The 24854-nt window shown below is 71.3% G+C and carries 22 protein-coding genes and 2 tRNA genes; 12 read left to right on the top strand and 12 right to left on the bottom strand.

The window, feature by feature from the left end:
* The first annotated feature begins 3 nt into the window (after nucleotides 1-3).
* From gabT to KV102_RS07480, 3 genes are all read left to right on the top strand, one after another.
* Nucleotides 4-1335 (top strand): 4-aminobutyrate--2-oxoglutarate transaminase, encoded by a 1332-nt coding sequence (gene gabT / locus KV102_RS07490; protein ID WP_374106996.1) that lies wholly within the window; start codon nucleotides 4-6, stop codon nucleotides 1333-1335.
* A gap of 97 nt (nucleotides 1336-1432) precedes the next feature.
* Complete coding sequence (locus tag KV102_RS07485; protein WP_220345776.1) at nucleotides 1433-2926, top strand: aldehyde dehydrogenase family protein; 1494 nt, start codon at nucleotides 1433-1435, stop codon at nucleotides 2924-2926.
* On the top strand, nucleotides 2923-4065 hold the full coding sequence (locus KV102_RS07480) for a CoA transferase (protein WP_308290255.1): 1143 nt from the start codon (nucleotides 2923-2925) through the stop codon (nucleotides 4063-4065). The genes KV102_RS07485 and KV102_RS07480 overlap by 4 nt, the downstream gene beginning before the upstream one ends.
* Before the next feature lie 43 nt (nucleotides 4066-4108).
* On the opposite strand, the gene KV102_RS07475 is transcribed toward KV102_RS07480, so the two are convergent.
* Complete coding sequence (locus KV102_RS07475; RefSeq protein ID WP_220345774.1) at nucleotides 4109-6907, bottom strand: DUF6801 domain-containing protein; 2799 nt, start codon at nucleotides 6905-6907, stop codon at nucleotides 4109-4111.
* 171 nt (nucleotides 6908-7078) lie between these two features.
* Between KV102_RS07475 and KV102_RS07470 the strand changes: the two genes are divergently transcribed.
* Nucleotides 7079-7822 (top strand): HAD family phosphatase, encoded by a 744-nt coding sequence (locus KV102_RS07470; protein WP_301022921.1) that lies wholly within the window; start codon nucleotides 7079-7081, stop codon nucleotides 7820-7822.
* A complete protein-coding gene (locus KV102_RS07465) occupies nucleotides 7819-10314 on the top strand; it encodes a glycoside hydrolase family 65 protein (protein WP_220345773.1) in 2496 nt (831 codons plus the stop codon). Before KV102_RS07470 ends, KV102_RS07465 begins: the two co-directional genes overlap by 4 nt.
* Nucleotides 10315-10524: 210 nt before the next feature.
* On the opposite strand, the gene KV102_RS07460 is transcribed toward KV102_RS07465, so the two are convergent.
* Both KV102_RS07460 and KV102_RS07455 read right to left on the bottom strand, forming a co-directional pair.
* Nucleotides 10525-11760 (bottom strand): DUF6801 domain-containing protein, encoded by a 1236-nt coding sequence (locus KV102_RS07460; RefSeq protein ID WP_220345772.1) that lies wholly within the window; start codon nucleotides 11758-11760, stop codon nucleotides 10525-10527.
* Between the two features lie 135 nt (nucleotides 11761-11895).
* Entirely contained in the window at nucleotides 11896-13497 is a 1602-nt protein-coding gene (locus tag KV102_RS07455; RefSeq protein ID WP_220345771.1) for a diacylglycerol kinase family protein, read from the bottom strand.
* Nucleotides 13498-13540: 43 nt separating this feature from the next.
* Here KV102_RS07455 and serS point away from each other — a divergent pair, with 43 nt between their 5' ends.
* Together serS and KV102_RS07445 are read left to right on the top strand one after the other, a co-directional pair.
* On the top strand, nucleotides 13541-14815 hold the full coding sequence (serS, locus tag KV102_RS07450) for a serine--tRNA ligase (RefSeq protein WP_220345770.1): 1275 nt from the start codon (nucleotides 13541-13543) through the stop codon (nucleotides 14813-14815).
* Nucleotides 14812-15630, top strand: a complete 819-nt coding sequence (locus tag KV102_RS07445; RefSeq protein ID WP_255560577.1) for an HAD family hydrolase — start codon at nucleotides 14812-14814, stop codon at nucleotides 15628-15630. Before serS ends, KV102_RS07445 begins: the two co-directional genes overlap by 4 nt.
* Before the next feature lie 46 nt (nucleotides 15631-15676).
* Here KV102_RS07445 and KV102_RS07440 read toward each other — a convergent pair whose 3' ends face one another.
* The 7 genes from KV102_RS07440 to KV102_RS07410 form a co-directional block, all read right to left on the bottom strand.
* Entirely contained in the window at nucleotides 15677-16282 is a 606-nt protein-coding gene (locus KV102_RS07440; RefSeq protein ID WP_220342963.1) for a winged helix-turn-helix domain-containing protein, read from the bottom strand.
* 130 nt (nucleotides 16283-16412) lie between these two features.
* Entirely contained in the window at nucleotides 16413-17099 is a 687-nt protein-coding gene (locus KV102_RS07435) for a WhiB family transcriptional regulator (RefSeq protein WP_220342962.1), read from the bottom strand.
* Between the two features lie 75 nt (nucleotides 17100-17174).
* A complete protein-coding gene (locus KV102_RS07430) occupies nucleotides 17175-17744 on the bottom strand; it encodes a bacterial proteasome activator family protein (protein ID WP_220342960.1) in 570 nt (189 codons plus the stop codon).
* A 14-nt stretch (nucleotides 17745-17758) separates the two neighbouring features.
* The gene (locus tag KV102_RS07425) at nucleotides 17759-18610 is read right to left on the bottom strand and encodes a galactose mutarotase (protein WP_220345769.1); all 852 of its coding nucleotides are present in this window, start codon (nucleotides 18608-18610) and stop codon (nucleotides 17759-17761) included.
* Complete coding sequence (locus KV102_RS07420) at nucleotides 18607-19584, bottom strand: NAD(P)H-quinone oxidoreductase (RefSeq protein ID WP_220345768.1); 978 nt, start codon at nucleotides 19582-19584, stop codon at nucleotides 18607-18609. The genes KV102_RS07425 and KV102_RS07420 overlap by 4 nt, the downstream gene beginning before the upstream one ends.
* Nucleotides 19585-19603: 19 nt before the next feature.
* Nucleotides 19604-19840, bottom strand: a complete 237-nt coding sequence (locus KV102_RS07415) for a DUF6457 domain-containing protein (protein ID WP_220345767.1) — start codon at nucleotides 19838-19840, stop codon at nucleotides 19604-19606.
* A complete protein-coding gene (locus KV102_RS07410; protein WP_220345766.1) occupies nucleotides 19837-20433 on the bottom strand; it encodes a molybdenum cofactor guanylyltransferase in 597 nt (198 codons plus the stop codon). The genes KV102_RS07415 and KV102_RS07410 overlap by 4 nt, the downstream gene beginning before the upstream one ends.
* Before the next feature lie 47 nt (nucleotides 20434-20480).
* Here KV102_RS07410 and KV102_RS07405 point away from each other — a divergent pair, with 47 nt between their 5' ends.
* The 5 genes from KV102_RS07405 to KV102_RS07385 all read left to right on the top strand — a co-directional run bounded on the left by KV102_RS07405 (nucleotide 20481) and on the right by KV102_RS07385 (nucleotide 23172).
* Nucleotides 20481-21320 carry a carbon-nitrogen hydrolase family protein gene (locus tag KV102_RS07405; RefSeq protein ID WP_220345765.1) on the top strand — a complete coding sequence of 280 codons (840 nt, stop codon included), beginning with the start codon at nucleotides 20481-20483 and terminating at the stop codon, nucleotides 21318-21320.
* Nucleotides 21317-22384: a hypothetical protein gene (locus tag KV102_RS07400; RefSeq protein WP_220342950.1), complete on the top strand. Its 1068-nt coding sequence runs from the start codon at nucleotides 21317-21319 to the stop codon at nucleotides 22382-22384. Before KV102_RS07405 ends, KV102_RS07400 begins: the two co-directional genes overlap by 4 nt.
* 70 nt (nucleotides 22385-22454) lie before the next feature.
* Nucleotides 22455-22543, top strand: a tRNA-Ser gene (locus tag KV102_RS07395).
* A gap of 4 nt (nucleotides 22544-22547) precedes the next feature.
* Nucleotides 22548-23027 carry a hypothetical protein gene (locus KV102_RS07390; protein WP_220342948.1) on the top strand — a complete coding sequence of 160 codons (480 nt, stop codon included), beginning with the start codon at nucleotides 22548-22550 and terminating at the stop codon, nucleotides 23025-23027.
* A 58-nt stretch (nucleotides 23028-23085) separates the two neighbouring features.
* Nucleotides 23086-23172 (top strand) — tRNA-Ser (locus KV102_RS07385).
* Here KV102_RS07385 and KV102_RS07380 read toward each other — a convergent pair.
* Entirely contained in the window at nucleotides 23154-23906 is a 753-nt protein-coding gene (locus tag KV102_RS07380) for an ABC transporter ATP-binding protein (protein WP_220345764.1), read from the bottom strand. The genes KV102_RS07385 and KV102_RS07380 overlap by 19 nt on opposite strands.
* Entirely contained in the window at nucleotides 23903-24853 is a 951-nt protein-coding gene (locus KV102_RS07375) for an ABC transporter ATP-binding protein (protein WP_220342944.1), read from the bottom strand. The genes KV102_RS07380 and KV102_RS07375 overlap by 4 nt, the downstream gene beginning before the upstream one ends.
* Nucleotide 24854 lies beyond the last annotated feature (1 nt).

Genomic DNA, 24854 nt, shown 5'->3' with positions numbered 1-24854 from the left:
CCCATGACCGACCAGGCACGACTCCTCAAGACCGCGGTGCCGGGCCCGCGCTCGATCGCGCTGCACGAGAGGCGCGCCCAGCACGTCGCGCGCGGGTTCGGGATCACCCTCCCGGTGTTCGTCGACCACGCCGACGGTGCGCTCCTCGTCGACGTCGACGGCAACCGGCTGATCGACCTGGGGTCGGGCATCGCGGTGACGAGTGTCGGGGCGGCGGCGCCCAAGGTCGTCGAGCGGATCGCCGAGCAGGCGGCGAAGTTCACCCACACCTGCTTCATGGTGACCGAGTACGAGGGCTTCACCGAGGTGGCCGAGGCTCTCAACCGGCTCACGCCCGGCGACCACGACAAGCGCACCGCGCTGTTCTCGACGGGCGCCGAGGCGGTCGAGAACGCGGTGAAGATCGCGCGTGCGGCCACGGGTCGTCCGGCTGTCGTCGTGCTCGACCACGCCTACCACGGCCGCACCCTCATGACGATGACGATGACGGCGAAGAACGTCCCGTACAAGGAGGGCTTCGGACCGTACGCGCCGGAGGTCTACCGCGCGCCGATGGCGTACCCGTACCGCTACGACGGTGACGAGAAGGCGTGCGCGGCCGATGCGCTGGCGCGGCTCAAGGACCTCGTCCTGACGCAGATCGGTGCCCACAACGTGGCGGCGATCGTGGCGGAGCCGATCCAGGGGGAGGGCGGCTTCATCGTCCCGGCCGAGGGGTTCCTGCCGGCGGTGGTGGAGTTCGCGCGCGAGCACGGCATCCTGTTCGTCGCCGACGAGGTGCAGACCGGCTTCGCACGGACGGGGCGCATGTTCGCCAGCGAGCACGAGGGGATCGTCCCGGACCTGATCACGACCGCGAAGGCGCTCGCCGGGGGCATGCCGCTGGCGGCCGTCACCGGTCGCGCCGAGGTGATGGACGCGGTCGCGCCCGGCGGACTGGGCGGCACGTACGCCGGCAACCCGGTCGCGTGCGCCGCGGCGCTGGGGGCGATCGAGACCATCGAGAGCGAGGGCCTGGTCGCCCGGGCCGCGGAGATCGAGCAGATCGTCAAGCCGCGGCTCGAGGCGCTGCGGGCGGACTCCGGCGGGCGGATCGGCGACGTACGCGGCCGCGGGGCGATGCTCGCGATCGAGCTGGTGGAGCCCGGCACCAAGGATCCGGCACCGCGGTTCGCCCAGGCGCTTGCCGCACACTGCCACGCCGAGGGCGTGCTCGTGCTGGTGTGCGGGACGTACGGCAACGTGATCCGGCTGCTGCCGCCCCTGGTGATCAGCGACGCGCTGCTCGACGACGCCCTCGGGGTCCTCGAGGCCGGTGTCCGGGCGCTGCCGTGACGGGCACGCGTACGCCCCGTCCCCGATGTGTGCAGTTCCTCAAGGAATCGGGGGCGCACTTCCCTGACCAAGTGCACACATCGCGGACGGAGCGGCCATGACTGACGTCTCGTACGACCCGCGCACCGGACGCGTGAACGGCGAGGTGGAGGCGACCCCGCTGGACCAGGTCGACGCGATCGTGGCGGCTGCGGCGGCGTGCGCGATCGAGGTGGCCGCGACGCCGCCCGCCGAGCGTGTCCGGTGGTCCGCGGCGATCGCGGACGCCCTCGAGGCGGCGCGGGACGAGCTCGTGGACCTGGCCGACGCGGAGACGGCGCTCGGGCGACCGCGTCTGGAGGGTGAGGTCGCTCGGACGGCGGGGCAGCTGCGCTTCTATGCCGACGTCGCGGTGGAGGGCTCCTATCTCGGCGCCACCATCGACCACGCCGCCGGCGCCAACCCGCCGCTCGCCCGGGTCAACGTGCCACTGGGGCCGGTCGCGGTGTTCGGCGCCAGCAACTTCCCGTTCGCGTTCAGCGTCCTCGGCAACGACACCGCGTCGGCCCTCGCGGCGGGGTGCCCCGTCGTCGTCAAGGGACACCCCGCGCATCCCCTCCTGAGCCAGCGGCTCGGTGCTCTCGCGACGGAGGCGTTGCGCGACGCCGGAGCGCCCGACGGCGTGCTCGGGATCGTCCACGGCTTCGACGCAGGCGTGCACCTCGTCGCGGCTTCTCAGATCGCGGCCGTCGCGTTCACGGGCTCGCAGCGCGCGGGCATGGCGCTCCGCGAGGCGGCGCAGCAGCGCGACGTCCCGATCCCCGTCTTCGCCGAGATGGGCACCGTCAACCCGGTCGTGGTGACCCCCGCGGCCGCCGAGGCCCGCCTCGGTGAGATCGCCTCCGGGTTCGTCGGCTCCTTCACCCTCGGTACGGGGCAGTTCTGCACCAAGCCCGGCCTGCTGCTCGCGCCGCGCGGCTCGCGGGCCGCCGAGGCCGTCGCCTCCGCCCTCCGCGAGACCGCACCGCGAGGGTGGGCGCTGACCCAGGGCATCGCCGACGCGGCACGGACCGGCGTCGGCGAGCTGGTGGACGCCGGCGCGGAGGTGGTCGCGGAGATCGCCGGCCCCGACGACGGCTGGTCGGTCTCCTCCACCGTCCTGTCCGTTCCGCTCGACGCGCTCCAGCCGGGCAGCCGTCTGCTCGAGGAGTGCTTCGGACCGGTGGCCCTCGTCGCGGAGTACGACGACGAGACCGCCCTGACCCGGACCGTCGGCGCTCTCCAGGGGACGCTCGCCGCGACCGTGGTCGCCGACGGTGACTCCGACCCGGACCTCCCCGGCGTCCTCGCCGAGCTCACCTCCAAGGCGGGGCGCGTCACGGTCGGGGACTTCCCGACCGGCGTCGCGTACACGTGGGCGCAGCACCACGGCGGTCCGTGGCCCGCGACCTCCGACCCGACGGCGACCTCGGTGGGGGCCGGCGCGCTCAGCAGGTTCACACGGCCGGTCACCTACCAGTCGGTGCCGGACGCCGCGCTGCCCGCGCCGCTGCGTGAGAGCAACCCGTGGGGCATCCCGCGGCGGGTCGACGGGCGGCTGATGACGCCGTGACCGCGCCGCTGGAGGGGATCCTCGTGGCGGACTTCAGTCGCGTCCTCGCCGGACCGATGGCCACGTCGATGCTCGCCGACCTGGGCGCCACGGTCGTCAAGGTCGAGCGCCCCGGCGTCGGGGACGACACCCGGCACTGGGGACCGCCGTGGACGGCGGTCGGCACCGCGTCCTACTTCGAGAGCGCCAACCGCACCAAGCGCAGCGTCACCCTCGACCTCCGCGACGAGGGCGACCTCGCCCTCGCCCGTCGCCTCGTACGCCGTGCTGACGTGCTGGTGGAGAACTTCCGCGCCGGCACGCTCGACCGGCTGGGTCTCGGGTACGACGCGGTGACCGCCGACAACCCCCGACTCGTCTACTGCTCGATCACGGGCTTCGGCAGCGGGGCAGGGGCCGCACTGCCGGGCTACGACTTCGTCGTGCAGGCCGTCGGCGGACTCATGAGCATCACGGGCGACCCCGACGGCGAGCCGACCAAGGCCGGAGTGGCGCTGGTCGACGTCCTGACCGGCAAGGACGCCGTCATCGGCATCCTGGCGGCCCTCGCCGAGCGTGAGCGCAGCGGACGCGGCCAGCGGGTGGAGGTCGCCCTGCTGTCGAGCCTGCTCGGGTCGCTCGTCAACCAGGCCACGAGCTGTCTGACGACCGGCGAGGCCCCCCGGCGGATGGGCAACCAGCACCCGTCGATCGCGCCGTACGAGACGCTGCGGTGCGCCGACGGCATGCTGGCCGTCGCCTGCGGCAACGACGGACAGTTCGCGCGGCTCTGCACGGGCGTCGGTCGTCCCGAGCTCGCCGAGGACCCGCGCTTCGCCACCAACGCGAACCGTGTCGCTCACCGCGCTGACCTCGTCACCGCCCTCGAGGACGCGCTGTCCGCCGACACCGCGGCGGCGTGGCAGGAGCGGTTGTCCGACGCCGACGTGCCGGTGGGCGAGGTCGGCGACATCGGTACGGCGATCGCCCGGGCCCGCGCACTGGGGCTCGAGCCGACGGTCGACGTCGGTGGTGGCCACCCGCCGCAGGTTCGCCACCCTGTCACGTACTCCGTGACCACACCGGTGCCGCCCACTGCGCCGCCTGCCCTCGGAGAGCACGACGACGAGATCCGCCGCTGGCTCGCCGACGACACGTGACCCCTGGTTCGGCGGAGGGAGGAACCAGGGGCCACGGGTCGCGCTACCGGCGCCTGACCGAGAGCTTCACCGTCTTGGTCGCCCCACCGGTGGTCGCGCTGCCGAGGTAGCGGACCCGGAGGGTGGCCCTCCCCGCCTTCGGCAGCTTCTTCAGCCGGACGACCGCCCGGCCGCTCTTGGGCAGCGTCGCCGTCCCGACCTTCTTGCCGCGGTAGTAGACCGCGACCTTGCCCGACGGCGTGATCCCGCTGGCCTTCACCGTCACCCGGACCTTGGCGCGCGTCTTGCCGGCGACCTTCTTCGTCGTCACCTTCGCGGCGACCGACGCCTTGGCCTTGCGGATCGTGAGACGGACGGTCGTCGACGACGGCTTCGTCTTCGTGTCACCGAGGTAGCGCACCGACAGGGTGTGCGTGCCCGGCTTCAGCGCCGTACGGGGCAGCACCACCGTGGCGCGCCCCTTCGTCACCGTGGACCGCGCCAGCAGGGTGCTGCCCTTGCGCACCTCCACCCGGCCACCCGCCGTCGACGGCGAGACGGAGACCGCCACCCGCGGCGAGACGCCGTACCGGGTCGAGGCTGCCGACGCCTTCACCGACGACGGCGCTGGCGCCGGCGTGCCCGGCTCGTCCACGACCGGCACGGTCCCGATCGTGAGCTCCTCGCCGTCCATCGCGGTGCAGTCGAGACCGACGTCGGTGATGACGCCGAGGGCACCCGGCGTGAGGACCGCGTTGATGAACATCCTCTCCGGCATCGCCACGGTCAGGGCGCCCGACTGCGGCGCCGTCAGCTCGGGCAGCCCTCCCTTCACCGGGATGGTGATGCCCTCGGCGGGCATTGGGAGCGACAGCGGCACGGTCGCCGACTTCAGGCCCGTCATGGGCACCTCGTATGTCCGTCCTGTGGCCGTCTCGGTGAAGACCGCCGAGGCGGTGGCCTGACCGGCCACCGCGGTCTGACCGAAACCGGCCTCCTCCATCGGCGGCACCGGGGCGGCGCTGAAGTCGGGCCCGGCCAGCAGCTCAGCCATCGGACGCGCCATCTTGAGCGAGACTTCCGTGTCCGGCACGGTGAACTTCTCACCGGGCGCGAGCTTTGCCGGCATGTGGGCCCGCGCGTCGACGCGGAATGTCACGTCGCCGCCCATCACCGCCGCCACCAGGTCGGTCGTGCCCGGGTCGCCGAGGTCGTACGCGCACCGGTAGCGCACGTCACGGATGACACCGGTCTGCGGGGCGGCCGGCTCCTCCACCTTGATGGTGACCGTCCCGGTCGTCGACACGCCGTCGGCATCGGTCATCGTCACCGTGAACCGGTCGGTCCCGACGAAGCCCGGGTCGGGGACGTAGGTGTACTTGTGCTGGACCTTCGCGAAGATCGACGCGGGGCTTGCCGGATCGTCGTCGGCCACGAAGAACGTCTCGATCGCGCCGTGCTCGGGCTCGCCGTACGTGAAGCGCGCCGCGCCCGAGGTCCAGACGAAGGGTCCGGTCATGTCGAGGTCGCGCGCCCAGGGCCAGCCGTCGAACGGCTTGTCCTTCGTCGTCGTGAAGGTCTGGTCACGCACGACGGGGGCAGCGTTCACGATGGTGAAACGGACGGTCGAGGTGCTCGCCTGACCGTTGGTGTCGGTCGCGGTGTACGTGAAGGAGTAGCTTCCCGGCGCCGCGTCCTCCCAGGGCTGGATCATGGCCTTGTCGCCGTCGACCGTGAGATCGATGTTTCGGCCCTCGTTCGGTCCCGAGAGCGGGCCCGCCGTGTAGGTCAGTGCACCCTGGCCGCCGGTGCCCTTCAGCGTGACCGCGGTCGGTCCGGCGAAGATGCCGCGGTACGCCGGGTCTGCCACCGTGATGTCCTCGGTCGCGACCGGTTCTGCACTGCCTGCGACCTCCACCTGGACCGACGCGGTGGTCTCGTGGGTGCCGTCGCTGACGGTGTAGGTGAAGGAGTCGGAGCCGACGTAACCCGCGGCCGGGGTGTACGTCAGGGTCGGGGCCGTGCCGCTCAGCGCGCCGTGAGCGGGCGCCGTGGTCGTGTAGGTGAGGTCGGCGCCCTCGGGGTCGGTCGCCTCGAGCGTGACGGCCACCGGGGTGCCCGCGTCGGTCCTCACCGAGACGTCGTTGGCGACCGGGGGCTGGTTCACGGGGACCCTGATCGGGATCGCCCCGAAGACTCCGTCACCGTTCGGACCGGCGGGGTCGAGGTCGCACGCCAGCTTGACCGCTCCCTCGCCGCCGACCACCGTTCCGTCGGCCGTCAGCAGCGTCGCCGCGACGGTGAAGCGCGCCGGCATCCGGAGCGTCGCCGCCTCCGAGGCACCGGCCGGCACGGTGATCGCCGGGACATCACCCTCGGTCGGGATGATCCACGGCACGTTCGGCGACGTCGGGACATCGGTCTGTGGAGACACGAGGTTGCCGATCGGGACGACCAGAGGCTCGCTGACCCCCGGTGCCGTGATCGTGATGGCCGCATCTGTCGACTTGCCGCCCGCGGTCTTCGCCCGGAGCAGGCCGACGGTGTGGATGCGAAGTCCCTCCGGCATCGTCAGCGTGATCTGGGTCTTGCGCGGCGGGATGGTCTCGCCGGCCACGACGGAGTCGGGCACCTCAACGGCAGCACGGACCCCGACGTCCCACACACCGAGCCCCAGTCCGGCGGCGTCGACGTTGCACTTGTAGTTGTAGTCCTTCACCAGGTCGGTGTCCGCGGCGGCAGGACCTGCGGCCGCCAGCCCGAAGGCGCTGAGCGTGCCGGCGACGAGCGCGCCGGCCGTGAGCGATCCGACGACGCGGCGACCGCGTGCCGTGAGTCCGGTGGGTGGATCAGCCTGCTTCATAGTTCTCCCTCTCCAGACGCAGCACGATCCCGTGCCGCAGACGCAACTCAGTGTGACAGGGAGAGATACATCACACACCTTTTTTCAACGGCCTCGCCGCCGCGGCCGCCGCGCCGAGGTTTTCTCCTGCCACGTGACGCGACCGCAACCTCGACCGAATACCCTCGAAGAGTGACCGAGTCCGCACTGGTCCAGTGGGCCGACTATGACGCTGCCCTCTTCGATCTCGACGGGGTTCTGACCCCGACCGCCGAGGTCCACATGCGCGCCTGGGCAGCGCTGTTCAACGGCTACTTCGCCGAGCACGGGGTCACCCCGGCCTACACGGACGCGGACTACTTCGCCTACGTCGACGGCAAGCCGCGCTACGACGGGGTCCGTTCTCTCCTCGCCTCGCGCGGGGTGACCATCCCCGAGGGCGACCCGACCGACCCGCCGACGGCGGAGACTGTCTGCGGTCTCGGCAACCGCAAGAACGTCGAGCTCGAGCACGAGCTGGAGCGCGACGGCGTCCGCCCGTACCCCGGCTCCGTCGCCCTGCTCGACCACCTCGCCACGGTGCCGATCGGCCTGGCGGTCGTGTCCAGCTCGGCCAACGCTCCCAAGGTCCTGGCCGCCGCCGGGCTCGCCGACCGCTTCCCGGTGGTGGTCGACGGGGCCGTCGCCCGCGCACAGCAGCTGCCCGGCAAGCCCTCCGCCGACACGTTCGTCTACGCCGCCAAGGAGCTCGGGACCGACGCGAGCCGCTCGATCGTGATCGAGGATGCGGTCTCCGGGGTGCGTGCAGGTGCCGCCGGCGGCTTCGCACTCGTCATCGGCGTCGACCGCGGCGCCGGGCGCCAGGTTCTGACTGACGCCGGCGCCGACGTCGTCGTCGCCGACCTCGCCGAGCTCGTCCCAGGAGGTGCGGCATGAGTCCTGTGCCTCGCGACACGCCCCGCCCCGTCGTCGACTATCTCGACCGCCACCGGTGGCCCGTCCACGGGTGGCGCCTCGTCGAGCGGTTCTTCACCGGCGAGGACCTGGGCCGTACGGAGACGCTCTTCGCGCTCGGCAACGGCTACCTCGGCATGCGCGGCAACGTCGAGGAGGGGCGCGAGTCGCACACGCAGGGCACGTTCATCAACGGCTTCCACGAGACGTGGAAGATCAACCACGCCGAGGAGGCGTTCGGCTTTGCACGCGTCGGGCAGACGATCGTCAACGCCCCCGACGTGAAGGTCATCCGGCTCTACGTCGACGACGAGCCGCTCCTGCTGCCGGTCGCCGACCTCATCGACTACGAGCGCTCGCTCGACTTCCGTACCGGGGTGCTGTGCCGCGAGATCGTGTGGCGCACCCCGGCCGGCAAGCGCGTCCGGATCAAGTCGCAGCGCATGGTGTCGTTCACCCAGCGCCACCTCGCGGTGATGACGTTCGAGGTCACGATGCTGGATGCGGCCGCTCCTGTGACGCTGTCGTCGCAGATCCTCAACCGGCAGGACGGTGGCGACGAGTACCACGTCCGCTCCGCCGCCATGGGTGAGGGCACCGACCCCCGCAAGGCCGAGCGCTTCGGCCGTCGGGTGCTGATCCCCGAGCTCCAGGACGCCGGCGACGACGACGCCCGCGTGATGCTCGGCTACCGCACCGCCGAGTCCGGCATGACCATCGCCGTCGCCACCGACCACACCATCGAGACGCGGGACCCGGTCGAACGCACGGTCCAGGTCACCGACGACATGGCCAAGGTGGTCTATCAGATCGATGCGCAGCCGGGCCGAACGATCCGGCTGACGAAGGTGGCGGCGTACCACACGTCACGCGGTGTCCCCGCCCGCGAGCTGGCCGACCGCTGCCGGCGGACCCTCGACCGGGTCGCCTCCGAGGGCGTGGGGAGGCAGTTCGCCGACCAGAAGTCGTGGCTCGACGACTACTGGTCGCGCGCCGACGCCACCATCGGAGGTCAGCCGTCGCTCCAGCAGGCGCTGCGGTGGAACCTCTTCCAGGTCGCGCAGGCCGCCGCCCGGGCCGAGGGTGCCGGCATCCCCGCCAAGGGGGTGACGGGCTCGGGCTACGGCGGCCACTACTTCTGGGACACCGAGGTCTATGTCCTCCCGTTCCTCACCTACGCCTATCCCCAGCTCGCGAGGGCGGCGCTGCGCTTCCGCTACAACATGCTCCCGGCCGCGCGCCGACGCGCCCGCGACCTGTCGCAACGAGGCGCGCTGTTCCCGTGGCGGACGATCAACGGCGAGGAGGCGTCGGCGTACTACGCAGCCGGCACCGCGCAGTACCACATCGACGCCGACATCTCGCACGCCCTGAGCCGCTACGTCGACGCCACCGGCGACACCGACTTCCTCATGCGCGAGGGGATCGACGTCCTGGTCGAGACCGCTCGTATGTGGGCCGACCTCGGCTTCTGGCGCAGTGAGGGACGCGGGTCGTTCCACATCCACGGCGTCACCGGTCCCGACGAGTACACGACCGTCGTCAACGACAACCTCTTCACCAACGTCATGGCGCGCCACAACCTCCGGCGGGCCGCGCGAGCCGCACGCGAGCTGGAGAGCGCGTGGCCGCAGGCATACTCGCGGATGGTGAAGCGCCTCAACCTCGACACCGACGAGGTCGAGGAGTGGGAGCGCGCCGGCGAGGCGATGGTGATCCCGTACGACGAGCACCTCGGCATCCACCCCCAGGACTCGCACTTCCTCGAGCGCGAGGTGTGGGACCTCCCGCACACCCCGGCCAACAAGCGACCACTCCTGCTGCACTACCACCCGCTGGTGATCTACCGGTTCCAGGTGCTCAAGCAGGCCGACGTCGTGCTGGCGCTGTATCTCCAGGGCGACCAGTTCACGACGGAGCAGAAGCGCCGGAACTTCGAGTACTACGACCCGATCACCACCGGCGACTCAACGCTGTCGGCCGTCGTGCAGGCGCTGATCGCGGCGGAGGTCGGCTACTCCGACCTCGCGCTCCGCTACTTCACCGAGGCGCTGTACGTCGATCTCGCCGACCTCCACGGCAACGCCTCCGACGGCGTCCACGTCGCGTCGACGGGCGGCGTGTGGAGCGCGCTCGCGACCGGCTTCGGCGGGTTCCGCGACTACAACGGCGAGTTCTCGATCGACCCGCGGCTCCCGTCGAGCTGGGACAGCCTCAGCTACCGGGTCACGATCCACGGCAGCCGCATCCGTGTCGACGTGCGGGAGGACCATGTCGAGCTGACCGTCGAGCGAGGGCCCGGCGCGAAGTTCTCCGTACGCGGCAGCGTCGTGCACGTCACGGCCGAGGAGCCGGTCGTCGTCCCGCTCGACGGCCAAGGCCCGTTGCTGGAGGGCGGCCCGGGGCCTGGCCCGCTGGACGGCGTACGCCGCGCCGACGGCTCGATCATCACGGCCACCGTCCCCCACCCCTAGCCCCGTTTGGGGTGCTCACACCCGACAGTGGGGGATCCCACCTCGAATACGAGGTGCGGTCCGCGCGTTTCGGGTGCGAGCACCTCAAACGGAGGGGTGGTGCCGGAACGAGCGAGTGCCCCGGATCCGCGCAGGATCCGGGGCACTCGTCCCCTCGGAGGGTCAGGACGGCTCACGCCGTGCCGCAGCCCGAGATGTTGTGCACTCTTTCTATCGGCGGACCTTCACCTTGACGGTCTTGGTCGAGCCGTTGGCGTACGCGTTGCCGCTGTAGGTCAGCTTGACGCGGTAGGTGCCCTTCTTCTTGAACTTCTTGAGCTTGATCGTCACCTTGCCGTTGCGGACGGTGCCCTTGCCGACGGTCTTCTTGCCGACCTTGGCGGTGACCCTGCCGGTCGCCTTGAAACCCGAGGTCCGGACGGTGACGGACACCTTGGCCTTGGTCCGCTTGGCGCGGATCTTCTTCGGCGACACCTTCGCTGCCAGCGACGAGCCGGCCTTGCGGACCGTCAGTCGGGTGTTCACCGCGGCGACGGGGTTGACGCGCGTGCCACCCGAGTGACGCAACGTCACGGTGTAGGCACCGGGCCGCAGCGCCGTTCCGGAGACAGGGATCGAGGCCGTGGTGCCACTGACGTTGGCGGCACCGATGCGGCGCGTGCCTACGTAGGCGTCGACGCGACCACCGACGGCGGCGCTCAGGCGAGCGGTGATCCGCGAGGCGCGACCGTACGTGGCGGTCGTGGCCGCTGCGGTCAGCCTGGCGTCGCGGTACGCCGTGCCGCTGATCGGGATCGTCCCGAGCGAACGATCACCACTGAGCGCGCAGTTGAGCTTGACGGCGTCCGCACCACCCACGGCCTTGCCGGACCCGTCGATCACGGTCGACTTGATCAGGAACGCGGCAGGCATCGCGATGGTCGCGAGGCTGCCTGCTGTGGCCGGCACCTTGATCGACGGCACGTCGCCGACCGTGGGGATCACCCAGGCGCCGCCAGCGGTTTGCGGGATCGGAGTCTGAGGCGCCTTGAGGTTGGCGATCCTGGCCGTGATGCTGGCCGCCGGCGGGGCGGACAAGGTGATGCTCGCGTTGTCCGAGTAGCCGCCAGCGGTCTTGCCACCGAGGAGCTGCACCGTCGCGTTGCGCAGCGTCTCCGGAAGCGTCAGCGTGATCTTGGTCTTGCGCGGCGGGATCACCTGGTTCTGCGAGACCGAGCTGGGGACCGTGACCTCGGCCTTGACGCCCACGATGTGGTTGCCCAGGGGCGTCCCGGCGGCGTCGACCGCGCAGGTGTAGTTGAAACTCTTGCTGAGGGGCTGGTCGGCCGCGTTCGCAGCCGGTGCACCGGCGATGACGAGGCCGCCGACTCCGGCTACCAGGGCGGCGCCCGTGGCCGCGGCCGCGAGCCGTGTGCGGCCCTTCGGCGCGGGGTGGGTCTGAGGCATGGTGAACTCCCTCCGAGGACGATGCGATCTGCATCACATGCGAAGTTGAGTTCAACAGTGAGTTACAGCGTGCGGAACCCATCGTTACCATCCGTTACCGGATCGTAATCTTTGGTCAACTGACCGGATTCCGACTCAGCGCGGCACGCGGACCAGCAGGACGCCGGGCTCCACGGTCGCGCACAGCTCGGTGTGCTCACCGATGGGATCGCCGTCGAGCTGCATGGCCGCAGGCCTGTCCGTACGGATGGTGACCGTGCGCCCCGTCATGCGGTCGAGGCGTTCGTCGGTGCGCTTGCCGCGGGCGAACAAGCGAAACCCGACGGAGAGGAACGCGAACTTGTGCGGGGGCGAGATCGCCACCACGTCGAGCACCCCGTCGTCGATCTGCGCGTCCGGCAGCAGGGGAAGGCCCCCTTGCAGGAAGCCGACGTTGCCGACGATCACCGTCAGAGCGCGTCGCCGTACGAAGGCCCCGCCATCGACCGCGATCTGCACCCGCGTGGTGGGGAAGCGGAGCACCTGCGTGGCGCCCGACACCACGTAGGCCAACCAGCCGACCTTCTTCTTCAGCTGCTCGTTCGTGCCGGTCATGACCGCGGCGTCGAAGCCGACCCCCGCCATCACGAGGAAGGTGGTGCTGTCCTCCGACCCGTCGATCTGCAGGCGGACGACGTCGACCGCGCGGTCCTGACCGGTGAAGGCGTTGTCGATGGCGTCGACCAGGTGCAGGGGCAGCGAGAGGTTGCGTGCGAGAAGGTTGCCGGTGCCGAGCGGCACGATGCCCACGCCGATCCCGCTGCGCGCCAGCTCTCCGCAGGCCTCGCGGACCGTCCCGTCGCCCCCCGCGACGATCACCAGGTCCGCCTCGCCCTCGAGCGCCTCGACCGCCTGGGCGGCGCCAGGGTCGTCCACCGTCGTCTCGAAGAACACCGGCTCGGCCCAGCCGTGACGTGCAGCCGCCTCCGCCACCCGCTCGCGGAACGCCGCGACGTCGCCGACCTTGACCGGGTTGAGCACCACGCCGACCTGGCGTCGTCCGGTGCCCGAGACGCCGGGGTGCGACGGCTCCTCCACGGCGAACACGGGCCGCATCAGCAGCCACCACAGCGCGAGCGGGATCGCGGTCCCGAGGGCGAAGCCGGCCACCACGTCGGACAGGTAGTGGACACCCAGGAAGATGCGGTCCAGGCCGGCGGCGAGGCCGAGGAGGATCCAGACCGTGATGACGGCCTTGCGCAGCAGACCGCGACGCATCAGGAGCAGCGTCACGATCACCATGACCGTCGAGAACGTCGCGCCTGCGGTGGCGTGCCCGCTGGGGAACGAGTACGAGGTGAGCGTCTGGAAGGGGTCGTCGAAGGCCGGCCTCGACCGGTCCACGGTCCGCTTGATGACGTACACGGCGGTGAACTGGACCGCGATCGTCAGCGCGATCCACACCGCGAGGCGATAGGCCCTGCGCCACACCGCGACCAGGACGGTCAGCCCCATCACGATGCGCAGCGTCCACGGCCCGAGACCGTCGGCGACCCACAGCAGGGTGTCGATCAGCATCTCCCGGCCCGCGACCGCGTCGTGCGCGGCGTCGGCGACCGCCTGGTCGAGATCCAGCAGAGGAGCCCACTCCCACCAGACGGCGGCGGTGAGCCCGACGAAGACGGCGACCAGGAGGCCGACCAGCGCGGGCACGAGGACTGGGCGCGCCGGACGGGCGCGGCGGAGGTCGATCGGCACCCGATCAGGGTAGTCGTGTCCGGCCCGCCGATAGGCTTGGGGAATGATCGACGTTCGTACGCTCCGTGACAACCCTGACGAGATCCGCGCCGCCCAGCGCCGCCGTGGCGAGTCCGAGGCTGTCGTCGACGAGCTCATCGCGGCCGACGAGGCCCGTCGATCGGCGATCGGCCGGTACGAGGCGCTGCGTGCCGAGCAGAAGCAGCTCGGCAAGCAGGTTGCCCGCGCCACCGGTGACGAGAAGGCCGAGATCCTCGCTCGCACCCGGGAGCTCTCCGCCCAGGTCAAGGAGGCCGACGCCGCGTCCAGTGAGGCCGGTCGCCTCTTCGACACGCTGCTCGCGACGCTCCCCAACCTCGCCGCGCCGGAGTCGCCCCCCGGCGGCGAGGACGACTTCGTGGTCCGCGAGACCGTCGGGAAGCCGCGCGACTTCGCCGCCGAGGGCTTCACGCCGCTCGACCACATCGAGATCGGCAAGCGCCTCGGCGCCTTCGACATCGAGCGGGGCGCCAAGGTGAGCGGTGCCCGCTTCTACTTCCTCACCGGCATCGGCGCCCAGCTCGAGCTGGCTCTGGTCCAGATGGCGATGGACCGCGCGACGGCGTGGGGCTTCACTCCGATGATCCCGCCGGCGCTGGTGAAGCCGTCCGCCATGGAGGGGACCGGATTCCTCGGGCAGGCCGCCGACGACGTCTACCACCTCGAGAAGGACGACCTCTACCTCGTCGGCACGTCGGAGGTGCCGCTCGCGGCGTACCACTCCGACGAGATCCTCGACGCCGAGTCTTTGCCGCGCCGTTACGCCGGGTTCAGCCCGTGCTACCGCCGCGAGGCAGGCTCGTACGGCAAGGACACCCGGGGCATCTTCCGGGTGCACTGGTTCGACAAGGTGGAGATGTTCGTCTACGCGACACCCGAGGACTCCTACGCGGTCCACGAGGAGCTGCTGGCCCACGAGCAGGACTGGCTCAACGCGCTCGAGCTCCCGTACCGCGTGATCGACGTGGCGGCCGGCGACCTCGGTCTCTCGGCGATCCGCAAGTTCGACTGCGAGGCGTGGATCCCCACCCAGGGCAAGTACCGCGAGCTGACCTCCGCCTCCAACTGCACCAGCTTCCAGGCGCGCCGTCTCGGCATCCGCATGCGTGACGGCGAGCAGGTCACCCCGCTGGCGACCCTCAACGGCACGTTGATGGCGTCGACCCGGACGATCATCGCCCTCCTCGAAAACCACCAGCAGGCCGACGGGTCAGTCCGGGTCCCCGTGGCGCTGCAGCCCTACCTCGCAGGCCGAGAGATCTTGGAGCCGCTGTCTTGACGTTGACCTCGCACACCACCGACGGCGCCGCCACGACCTGGAGGCCACGCATCGTGGCCCTGGACGTGGACGGCACGATCGTCGACTACGACAACGAGATGACCGACGCCGTACGCCAGGCGGTCCGCGCGACCGCCGAGGCCGGGATGCACTGCGTGATCTCGACCGGCCGCTCCGTCTCCGGCGTCATGGACGCGGTCCAGAAGCTCGGGTTCACCGAGGGCCTCGCGGTCGCCAGCAACGGCTCCGTGGTGTTCTCCTACGATCCGATCACGATCCTCCACACCGTCACCTTCGACGCCGGCCCGGCCGTGCGCGCTCTGATGGCGGAGGTGCCGGAGGCCGCCGTGGCCGTGGAGAACGTGGGCGTCGGCTTCCGCATGAACAAGCCGTTCCCCGACGGGGAGCTGGGTGGTGAGATCGCTCACGAGCCGATCGAGGACCTCATCGCCGAGCCGGTCACCCGCGTGATCGTCCGCAGCCCCGACTCCTCGGCGGAGGAGTTCGCCGAGCTCGCGCACTCGTTGGGCCTGGAGGGTACGAACTACTACGTCGGTTACACGGCCTGGCTCGACCTGGCGCCGGAGGGCGTCTCCAAGGCGGCCGGTCTCGAGCACGTGTGCGCCGAGCTGGGTGTCGACCGCGCCGACGTGCTGGCGATCGGTGACGGTTCCAACGACGTCGAGATGCTCGAGTGGGCCGGCCGCGGCGTCGCGATGGGGCACGCCCCGCTGCACGTCCAGGCGGTGGCCGACGACGTCACCGAGACGGTCGAGAACGACGGCGTCGTGCGGGAGCTCGAGAAGTACCTCTGAGGTCCCGCTGGGCCGGCCGCCCCCGTGCGCGGCCGGCCACCGGGAATCAGGCGGTCAACGCACAGATCGGTGCGTGGCCGACGACCTCGTCGAACACGTCGAGCACCTCGTCGACACTGGGCGGTGCCGTGCGAGCGTGGCGCGCACCCGCTTGACGGGGCCGGCTCGAGGCCTGCCGAAGGTGCCGCTTGACGGTGGACAGCGAGCACCCGAGGCGCTCGGCGAGCTGGGCGAACGTGTCGCTCGGGTTGGCCCGCCGCGCCGCCAGGACCGCCTCGTGATCGACCGGTGAGCCCGCCGTACGGACGCCCGCGATGCGGTCGATGTCGGGATTGCCCACCGTGATGCCGAGACGGTTGCGGATCTCGTGGCGCTCCTGCGGCGAGGTGCAGGCCACGTACCCGGCAACCTCTCCGTCGACCACGGCCCGATAGAGGCACTGGACGAGGAGGGGGCAGGAGGCACATGCCTCGGCCGCCTTGTCATGAGCCGCCTGCCAGGCGTCCCACGACTCACCGGAGCTCGAGACGTCCTCGAGCGGGACGGAGAGCGTGTCGTAGACGTCGGCCATCGTCGCGCAGGGCGGGACGACGTCGAGCGATGCGTCGACCTGACGGCGGGTGGACGGGTTTTGAGTGGAGCCGGTGCGCATGATCTTTGCATCCCCTTCGAGCTACGAGATGCAAGGAGTCAAACAGGTGCGACAAAGCACGAATCAGCGCGCAAATACTCAACCGGCAGATGGGCGTTACTCAGCGGGAACCAGGTACGTGTTGCCTGCGTCACACCGTATCTGACGCGGGTGTCACCGTCGACCGGTGCGGCGACGGTGCCGAGTACCACTCACAGGCACCCCGCCGGGGTCGTCCCTGCCCGCTGGAGACGTGGCGCCTCCGCACGCGGCTCGCCACGACATGGGTGGGCGCGTTGCCGACGACCTCGTCGAAGACGTCGAGAACCGCGTCGACGCTCGGAACGGCCGTGCGAGACGGCCGGGCGCCCTCACTCGATGCCTCGCGCACGCGGCGCTTGACGGTGGAGACCGAGCAGCCGAGACGATCGGCGAGCTGGGCGAAGGTGTCGCTCGGGTACGCGCGCCGTGCCGCGAGGACGTCGTGGGGACCCGGCACCGAGTCTGTCGGACGCAGTCCGGCGAGCCGGTCGGTGTCCACAGCGCTCACCGTGATGCCGAGACGGCTGCGGATCTCGTGCCGCTCCTGCGGCAACGTGCAGGCGACGTAGCCCTCGACGTCCCCCTCGACGACCGCCCGATAGAGGCACGTGGCGAGCAGCGGGCAGGAGGCACAGGCCTCGGCCGCCTGGTCCCGAGCCCCATTCCAGGCGTGCCTCGACTCGCACGGATCCGCGAGCGTGTCGTAGACGTCTCGCATCGACACGCAGGGCGGCACGACATCGAGCGACGCGTCGAGTCGACCGCTGGTCCGGCTGTGACTGAAGCTGGTGCGCATGATCTGGCCTCCCCTTCGCGCGACGAAGAGGACAGTGAATCACCTGCTACAAGGTCTGGGCCAGCGAATAGATTCTCAGAGGTACATCCCCGGGCGGGGCTGCTGGCCCTCCTCGGGCTGCTGATAGCCCGGCATCCCGGGGCGCAGGCCCTGTGGCGAGGCGCCCGGAGCCCCCGGCAGCGCTCGTCGCATCTGCTGGAGCTGCGACTGAGCGGCGATCTGCTGGGCGTAGATCGCGGTCTGGATCCCGTGGAACAGCCCTTCGAGCCAGCCGACCAGCTGCGCCTGGGCGATCCGGAGCTCGTCTTCGGACGGCGTCTCCTTGTCGAACGGGAGACTCAGGCGCTCCAGCTCCTCCACCAGCTCCGGCGCGAGCCCGTCCTCGAGCTCCTTGATGGAGGTCTGGTGGATGTCCCGGAGCCGGACCCGACTGGCCACGTCCAGCGGCGCAGACTTCACCTCTTCGAGGAGCTGTCGGATCATGCTCCCGATCCGCATGACCTTCGCGGGTTGCTCGACGAGGTCGGTGACCGGGCGGTGACCGCCCTCGTCCTCGCTCTCGACGGGCTCGACCTCCTGGCCGTCGGGTCCGACGACACGGTGCTGGTCAGAGATTTCGGCGCGCTCGAACGGGTCTCCTGACATGCCGTCCACTGTAGTCACGGTCGGCGGATCGTCCAGGTGAGCACGTGTCTGCTCCCCGGCTGGAGGACGACGAGGTCGTGCCCGCTCCGGAAGGCGTTGGCGGGGCTGGAGCAGGGCTCGACCGCGAGCGATCCGCGGCCCTCGGGCGTGTAGGCCTGCAACCAGAGCACCCCGGGTCCGCACCGCACCTCCGTCCCGCCGACGCGGACCACGACCTCGCCGGTCTCGTCACGGCGCAGGTCGGTGTAGGCGTAGTCGAGAACCGTGCTCCCCAGCGGGCGGGTCGACCCGAAGTCGTACGGGCTGCCGGCCACCTCCTTCCGCCGCAGCGGCAGGTGGCGTACAGGGGTGGTCTCGAGATAGCTCTCGGCGGGGATCCACAGCGGCGTCTCGTCGCCATCGTCCAGCACGAGGTACGGATGGAAGCCGCACCCGTACGGCGCCGCCACGTCACCGGCGTTGGTCGCGGTCAACGCGACGTTGAGACCGCCCGACGACAGCACGTAGTCGAGGTCGAGGCGCACAGTGAAGGGGAATCCCGCAGAGCGTGGCACCTCGACGGTGAGCCGCACGCTCTCTGGCGTCGCGGCGGCGACCGTCCACGCGATGTCGTGCACCAGCCCGTGCAGCGCGGTCGCAGCCTCGGGCTCGTTGATCGGGACCTCGTACGTGACGCCCTCGAACGTGTAGACCCCGTCCTCGAGGCGGTTCGGCCAGGGCGCCAGCACGGCGCCGCTGTACGCCGGGTGGCTGCCGTCCCCGTCCTGAGGCACCACGACGTCTCGGCCGTGCTGGCGCAGCGCCACCAGTCCACCCCCGTGCGTGGCCACCGTCGCCGACCACGCGCCGCACTCGAGCTCGATCACGGGGTGAGCACGACCTTGCCGATGTTGCCGGAGTCGTCGAGGACCCGGTGGGCGTCCTGGACACGGTCCAGCGGGAGGACGTCGTGGATCACGGGACGGACGCTCTGGTCGACGAAGAGCGGCCACACGTTGTCGACCAGGCTCTGGACGATCTCGCCCTTCTGGGAGACCGGGCGTGCACGCAGCCCGTACGCGCCGACCGTGGCGCGCTTGGCCAGGAGCGCACCGAGGTTGAGCTCGCCCTTGACCCCGCCCTGGAGTCCGATGACGACGAGCCGGCCGTCGCGGGCCAGCGCGGAGACGTTGCGGGGGAGATAGGCGGCACCCATGTTGTCGAGGATGACGTCGGCGCCGTGCCCCTCGGTGGCGGCGCGGATGCCCTCCACGAAGTCGGCCTCCCGGTAGTTGATCGCGAGGTCGGCGCCGAGCTCGCGGCAGGCGGCGAGCTTGTCCTCAGAGCCGGCCGTGACGGCGATCCACGCCCCGAATGCCTTGGCGAGCTGGATCGCCATCGTGCCGATCCCGGAGGCGCCACCGTGGACGAGCAGACGCTCGCCGGGCTGCAGGTCGGCTGTCATGAAGACGTTGGACCAGACGGTCGCCGCGACCTCCATGATCCCGCCGGCCTGGACCGGGTCCATGCCCTCGGGCAGGGGCGCGACCTGCTCCTGCGGGACGGCGACCTTCTCGGCGTACCCGCCTGCGGCGAGCAGGGCGACCACAGGATCACCGGTCCGCCAGCGGGTGACCCCGTCACCGACGGAGTGCACGATGCCGGAGACCTCGAGCCCGAGCACGTCGCTGGCTCCCGGGGGCGGCGCGTAGTTCCCCTGCCGCTGGAGGACGTCGGCGCGGTTGACACCGGCCGCGACCACCTCCACCACGACCTCGCCAGGCCCCGCGACGGGATCCTCACGGTCGACCACGACCAACGCCTCGGGCCCTCCGGGCTCCTTCACGACCACGGCACGCATGACGTCACCGTACCGGTGGCTACTCCTCCCAGCGGGTCGCCAGGGCGGTCACCTGGTCCAGCGCGCGGTCGAGGTCCTCGGGGGTGCCCCCCGACGTGGCCGCGGCGTATCCGACCAGGAAGGCCGTCACCGGAGCGGCGCGACGCTCCACGCCGTGGGCCACGTCGCGGGCGGTCTCGAGGATGGCGTCCATGTCGTAGTCCGGCTCGATCCCGAGCTCGACACAGACGGCGTCGGTCCAGTCCTGCAGGCTCATGGGTCCGACGTTATGTCCTCAGGGCGGTCGATGTCTCGCGCCTCCCGCCCCGACGACGCGATCTGACTCACCCGGAGCGGCTCGACGAGGGTCCGCATCGACACGTCGACCCAGTCCGGGCGGCGGGCGGACGCGCCCTCCAGGGCGTCACGGTGCCAGGCGCTGCACAGCTGTTGGGTGCGTCCGTCGTCGTCGACGAGCATCGCTCCCGCGAAGTCCCGGTCGGCAGCGATCGCGCCGAGGAGACGGTCGACGGTGTCGGCAGCGACGTAGGGAAGGTCGCCCGCGAGGAGCACGACGTACGGCGCCGCGCACCGACGGAGCCCGGCGGCGACGGCGTTCGCCGGCCCCGAGCCGGGAGGCTCCTCGCGCACCCACTCGACGTCGACCGCAGTGACCCGACGGGGACCGACGACGACCCGCCGCTCGGCCTCCGACACCGCGAGCAGCGCACGGTCGAGCAGAGGGACGCCCTCGACGAGGACGCCGAGCTTGTCGGAGCCGAAGCGCCTGGACGCGCCGCCCGCCAGCACGATCGCGTCGTAGGGCACGTCGTGTGGCGACCGCTCGGGCGAGCTCCTCGCGTCGGTCACGCACCTCACCCTGCCGGAGCCTGGGGGTCGGCTGCAAAGATGGACGTATGCAGGTCGCCCTCGTCCAGCTGAGCGCGACGACCGACGCCGCGACGAACCGCACGTTGGTCGACGACGTCCTCGGCACGCTCGGTCCGCACGACGGACTCGACCTCGTCGTCCTCCCCGAGGCGACGATGCACGACTTCGGTGACGGGTCCCTCGACCTGAGCGCGGTCGCGGAGCCGCTGGACGGGCCGTTCGCGGAGCTCCTGGCAGCGCACGCGCGCCGGCTGGGCGCGTACGTGGTCGGCGGAGGGTTCGAGGCGCGTCCAGCATCGGCGGGCGGCCCGGGTCTGCCGTACAACGTGCTCCTGGCCTTCGCCCCCGACGGCAGCCTCGCTGCCTCGTACCGCAAGATCCACCTCTACGACTCGTTCGGGTACGCCGAGTCCGAGCGCCTCGCCGCGGGCGAGATCGCGCCGGCCGTCCTCGAGGTCGCGGGTCGACGGGTCGGGTTGATGACCTGCTACGACCTCCGGTTCCCCGAGATGGCGCGGATGCTGGTCGACGCCGGCGCCGACGTGCTCTGCGTCCCCGCCGCCTGGGTACGAGGTCCTCTCAAGGAGGACCACTGGACCACCCTGCTGCGCGCGCGGGCGATCGAGAACACCGTCGACGTCGTGGCCGCCGACCAGTGCGGGAAGTACGTCGGCCTCAGCATGGTCGTCGACCCGCTCGGCGTGGTCGTCGCGTCCGCGGGCGAGGAGCCCACAGTCGTACGCGCGTCCCTCTCGACCGAGCGCCTCGAGGGCGCCCGCGCGACCAACCCGTCGCTCGCCAACCGCCGCATCGCCGCGCCGGTCTCGCCGACGGCCACCGACGGCCACCAGGGAGCGACGCCGTGAGCACCGCAGGAGGACGCCGCGCCGCACCGCGCCGCAGCGCCGACACCATCAGCTACATCCCGCCCGTGCGAGAGCCGCGCTTCAGCATGAAGGCGTTGCGCGCGGCGGGGGTCAGCGGACTCTTCCTCGCCTGGCTCGCGGGCTTCGCCGTCGCTCTCACCTCGGTGGCGGCCGTCGGGTTTCCCGACGGCTATGCCCGCTACGGGGCTGCGCTCCTCGCCGTCGTCTTCACCGCCGGGGTCGCCCGCCGCAGCGGGGGCCGCAGCGCTCTCTGGGCCACGCTCGTCGCCATCCTCAGCGCGATCGCCCTCCTCACCGAGTGGTCGTGGGCGATGGCAGCCGCCTCCGTCCTGACCGCGACCTTCGGCGCCGTGCTCGCCGTCCTGATGACCCGTCCGGCCGAGTCGGTGTCGGCGGTCGTCCGGGAGTACACGATCGCGCTGGTGGTCGCGACGAGCGCCGCGGTCGCCGTCGCCGCCTGGAACGCCCCGCTGGTCTACCAGCGCTACTACCTCCTGGTCCTCGGTGCCGCGCTCGCCGCCACGTTCGGCATCGTCTGGAGCCTCGGGGCCGGGCTCCACGGTCTGGGGCGCCGAGGCGTCGCGCTCATCGTCGGTGGCGCCGGACTGGTCGCGGTGCTGCTCGTCTACGGGACGATCGTCCGCTCGTACGGCTCTCCCGGGGTCGTCGAGGCGATCGACGACGCGGTGGTCTGGTTGCGCGAGACGATCGGCGGCGTGCCCCGGCCGACCGAGGTGCTGATCGGGTTCCCTGCCCTCGTCTGGGGGGTCAGCACCCGGTCCAACCGGCGCCAGGGCTGGTGGATGTGCGCGTTCGGCGTCGTCGGCACGGCCGTGATGGCGACGGCGCTCGGGTCCCCGAACGCCGACACGACCTACGTCGCGCTCTCCACGCTGTACTCCGCGATCCTCGGCCTCGGCCTCGGCCTCGCGATCCGCGCACTCGATCCCGGGTCGACGTCCCGCTCGGGCCGCCGGGCCGCACGCCGCGACGGCGACACCTTCGTCCGTCCCGAGCCACCTCGCTTCGCGGCGCTCAAGTAGGGATCCGCCGGTCGAGCCCGCCGCGCGCGGGTGCGACAATCGACTCGGCGTCGTGCGCGCACGGCGTCGAGGAGGGGTGCCGGAGTGGCCGATCGGAACCGCCTTGAAAGCGGTCGCTGGCAGCGATGTCAGCCGCGGGTTCGAATCCCGCCCCCTCTGCTCCATGAATGAGACGACGAGATCTTCCACGTACCGCCTCACGCTGTTCCTGGCGCTGAGGCTCTTCGGCATCCGCATGATGGTCGCCGCGGTCGGCGCCGTCGTCGCGGCCGTGCTCCTCACGATCGGCGGTGACGCCGCGATCTGGGGAGTCGTCGCCTCCGTCCTCGTCGGGCTGCTGGTCGTCGCGTCGCTGGCGGCGCTGCGGTGGCCGCCGCGCCTGCTCACGCTGACCCCCACGGGTTATCAGGTCCACCGTGTCCGCGGAGTCGGTGTGCGTCAGGCGCTGTGGAGCCAGGTCGAGCGTGTTGACGACAAGCCGTCGGCCGAGGGCACCCCGACGTTGGTCATCGGCCTCGAGCACGCGCGTACGACCGAGCTGCCGCTGATGCTGTTCGGTGCCCGCGCGCTGGAGGTCCAGCGTGAGATCAGGGCGCGGCTGGACAGCTCGCACGGATACCGCCCGCTGCCGCCCGCCGAGTGAGGCCCGCCCCCGACTGGTTCGGCCGACGCGTGACCTAGTAGCCTTGAGCGGCACCCTCGGAGGTGTCGCATAGTGGCCTAGTGCGCCCGCCTGCTAAGCGGGTTGAGGATAAAACCTCTCGCGGGTTCAAATCCCGCCACCTCCGCCGTCCGAAGCCGTGACCGGTCCCCGACCGGTCACGGCTTCGTCGTTGCCGGGCGCACCGACCACCGTCCCGCCGCGCAGCGTGAGAACCCGGTCGGCGCGCTCGACGAGCAGCGGGTCGTGGGTCGCGACGACCGCCGCGATCCCTCGCCGGTGCACCAGCTCGACGATCAGGTCCATGACGGAGGCAGCGGTACGGCTGTCGAGCTGGCCGGTGGGTTCGTCCGCGATGAGCAGAGCCGGCTCGGCGACCAGCGCCCGGGCGACCGCGACCCGCTGCTGCTGGCCTCCCGACAGCTCGTCCGGCCGCTGTCGGCCGTGGTCGGCCAGTCCGACGGCAGCCAGCGTCTCCTCGACGCGTCGTCCTCGCTCCGCCGCGTCGACCCTACGGATCCGCAGCGGGACCTCCACGTTCTCCACGGCGGTCAGGACGGGGAGCAGGCCGAAGGACTGGAAGACGAACCCCACCGCGTCCCTGCGCAGGCGAAGCAGCTCGTCCTCCGTCGCGGTCGCTGTGTCGGTGCCGACGAGCTCGACGCGCCCGGAGGTGGGACGGTCCAGGCCACCCAGCAGGTTGAGCAGGGTCGTCTTGCCGGAGCCCGAGGGACCGCGGACGACGACGAGCTCGCCGGGGCGCGCCTCGAGCGTCACGCCCTTGCAGGCGTGCACCTCGCCGGCAGGGGTCCAGAAGACCCGGCCGGCCGCGTCCGCGCGGACCGCGGGCTGCGCACTCATCGGGCACCCCCGTCGCCGTTCGTACGCGGTCCGCGGTCGTCGGCGCCCTCGGTGCCGTGACGCTCGCCCGGCCAGACACCCACGTGGTCGCTCTCGAGCGCGAGGCGGACCCGGTGCCGCAGGTCGAGCGCACGGGTGAACTCGTCGGGCAGCTGCAGACGCCCGACACGGTCGAGAACGGCGTACTCCTCAGCGATCACGGTGTCCTCCCCGCTCTCGTCGACGGATGCGCGTCGAAGGACCTCTGTCGACGTACGTCCGTCGCGGATCTGCACCGTCCGGCTCACGTGCTCGGTCACCGTCGCGTCGTGGGTGACGATCAGGACCGTCGTCCCTCGCTCCCGGCTCACGTCGTTCATTGCCCCGAGGACCTCCGCGCTCGCCGCGTCGTCGAGCTCGCCGGTCGGCTCGTCGGCCAGCAGGACCCGAGGGGCGTTCGCCATCGCGACCGCGATGGCGACCCGCTGCTGCTGGCCGCCCGAGAGAGCGGGGGGCCGGCGGTCGCGGCAGTCGGCGACGCCGAGGAGCTCGAGCAGCTCGTCGGCGAGCACCGCCCGCCGTCGTGAGGACTGACGCCCCACGGCTCCCACGAGCGAGACATTCTCGCCCGCGGTGAGGTACGGGAGGAGGTTGCGTGCGGTCTGCTGCCACACGAACCCGACACTGTTCCGTCGGAACCGGACGCGTTCGCTCCGCCCCATCGACAGCAGGTCGTGGTCCGCGACCACGGCGCGGCCCGCGGTGGGGACGTCGAGTCCGGAGAGGATCCCCAGCAGCGTGGACTTCCCGGAACCCGACGCACCGACCACGGCCACGACCGACCCGGCGTCGACGTGCAGGCTCAACCCTTGCAACGCCTGCACCTCGACGCCACGCGTGCTGAAGACGCGGACGAGGTCGGAGCACACGATCGCCCCGTCTGCCTCGGCTGTCTCGGCTGTGGTCACC

Origin of the sequence: Mumia sp. zg.B53 (genome assembly GCF_019550935.1) — a bacterium.
Classification (GTDB): domain Bacteria; phylum Actinomycetota; class Actinomycetes; order Propionibacteriales; family Nocardioidaceae; genus Mumia.
The sequence above is the reverse complement of the archived record's forward strand: the minus strand, read 5'-3'. Positions and strand labels throughout refer to the sequence as shown.

Coding starts and splice junctions, on each gene's coding strand:
- KV102_RS07435 (WP_220342962.1), bottom strand. CDS start 17,099: ATGCGCACCAGCTTCAGTCACAGCCGGACCAGCGGTCGACTCGACGCG.
- KV102_RS07440 (WP_220342963.1), bottom strand. CDS start 16,282: ATGCGCACCGGCTCCACTCAAAACCCGTCCACCCGCCGTCAGGTCGAC.
- KV102_RS07390 (WP_220342948.1), top strand. CDS start 22,548: ATGAATGAGACGACGAGATCTTCCACGTACCGCCTCACGCTGTTCCTG.
- KV102_RS07460 (WP_220345772.1), bottom strand. CDS start 11,760: ATGCCTCAGACCCACCCCGCGCCGAAGGGCCGCACACGGCTCGCGGCC.
- KV102_RS07420 (WP_220345768.1), bottom strand. CDS start 19,584: ATGCGTGCCGTGGTCGTGAAGGAGCCCGGAGGGCCCGAGGCGTTGGTC.
- serS (WP_220345770.1), top strand. CDS start 13,541: ATGATCGACGTTCGTACGCTCCGTGACAACCCTGACGAGATCCGCGCC.
- KV102_RS07405 (WP_220345765.1), top strand. CDS start 20,481: ATGCAGGTCGCCCTCGTCCAGCTGAGCGCGACGACCGACGCCGCGACG.
- KV102_RS07485 (WP_220345776.1), top strand. CDS start 1,433: ATGACTGACGTCTCGTACGACCCGCGCACCGGACGCGTGAACGGCGAG.
- KV102_RS07430 (WP_220342960.1), bottom strand. CDS start 17,744: ATGTCAGGAGACCCGTTCGAGCGCGCCGAAATCTCTGACCAGCACCGT.
- KV102_RS07380 (WP_220345764.1), bottom strand. CDS start 23,906: ATGAGTGCGCAGCCCGCGGTCCGCGCGGACGCGGCCGGCCGGGTCTTC.
- KV102_RS07465 (WP_220345773.1), top strand. CDS start 7,819: ATGAGTCCTGTGCCTCGCGACACGCCCCGCCCCGTCGTCGACTATCTC.
- KV102_RS07475 (WP_220345774.1), bottom strand. CDS start 6,907: ATGAAGCAGGCTGATCCACCCACCGGACTCACGGCACGCGGTCGCCGC.
- gabT (WP_374106996.1), top strand. CDS start 4: ATGACCGACCAGGCACGACTCCTCAAGACCGCGGTGCCGGGCCCGCGC.
- KV102_RS07415 (WP_220345767.1), bottom strand. CDS start 19,840: ATGAGCCTGCAGGACTGGACCGACGCCGTCTGTGTCGAGCTCGGGATC.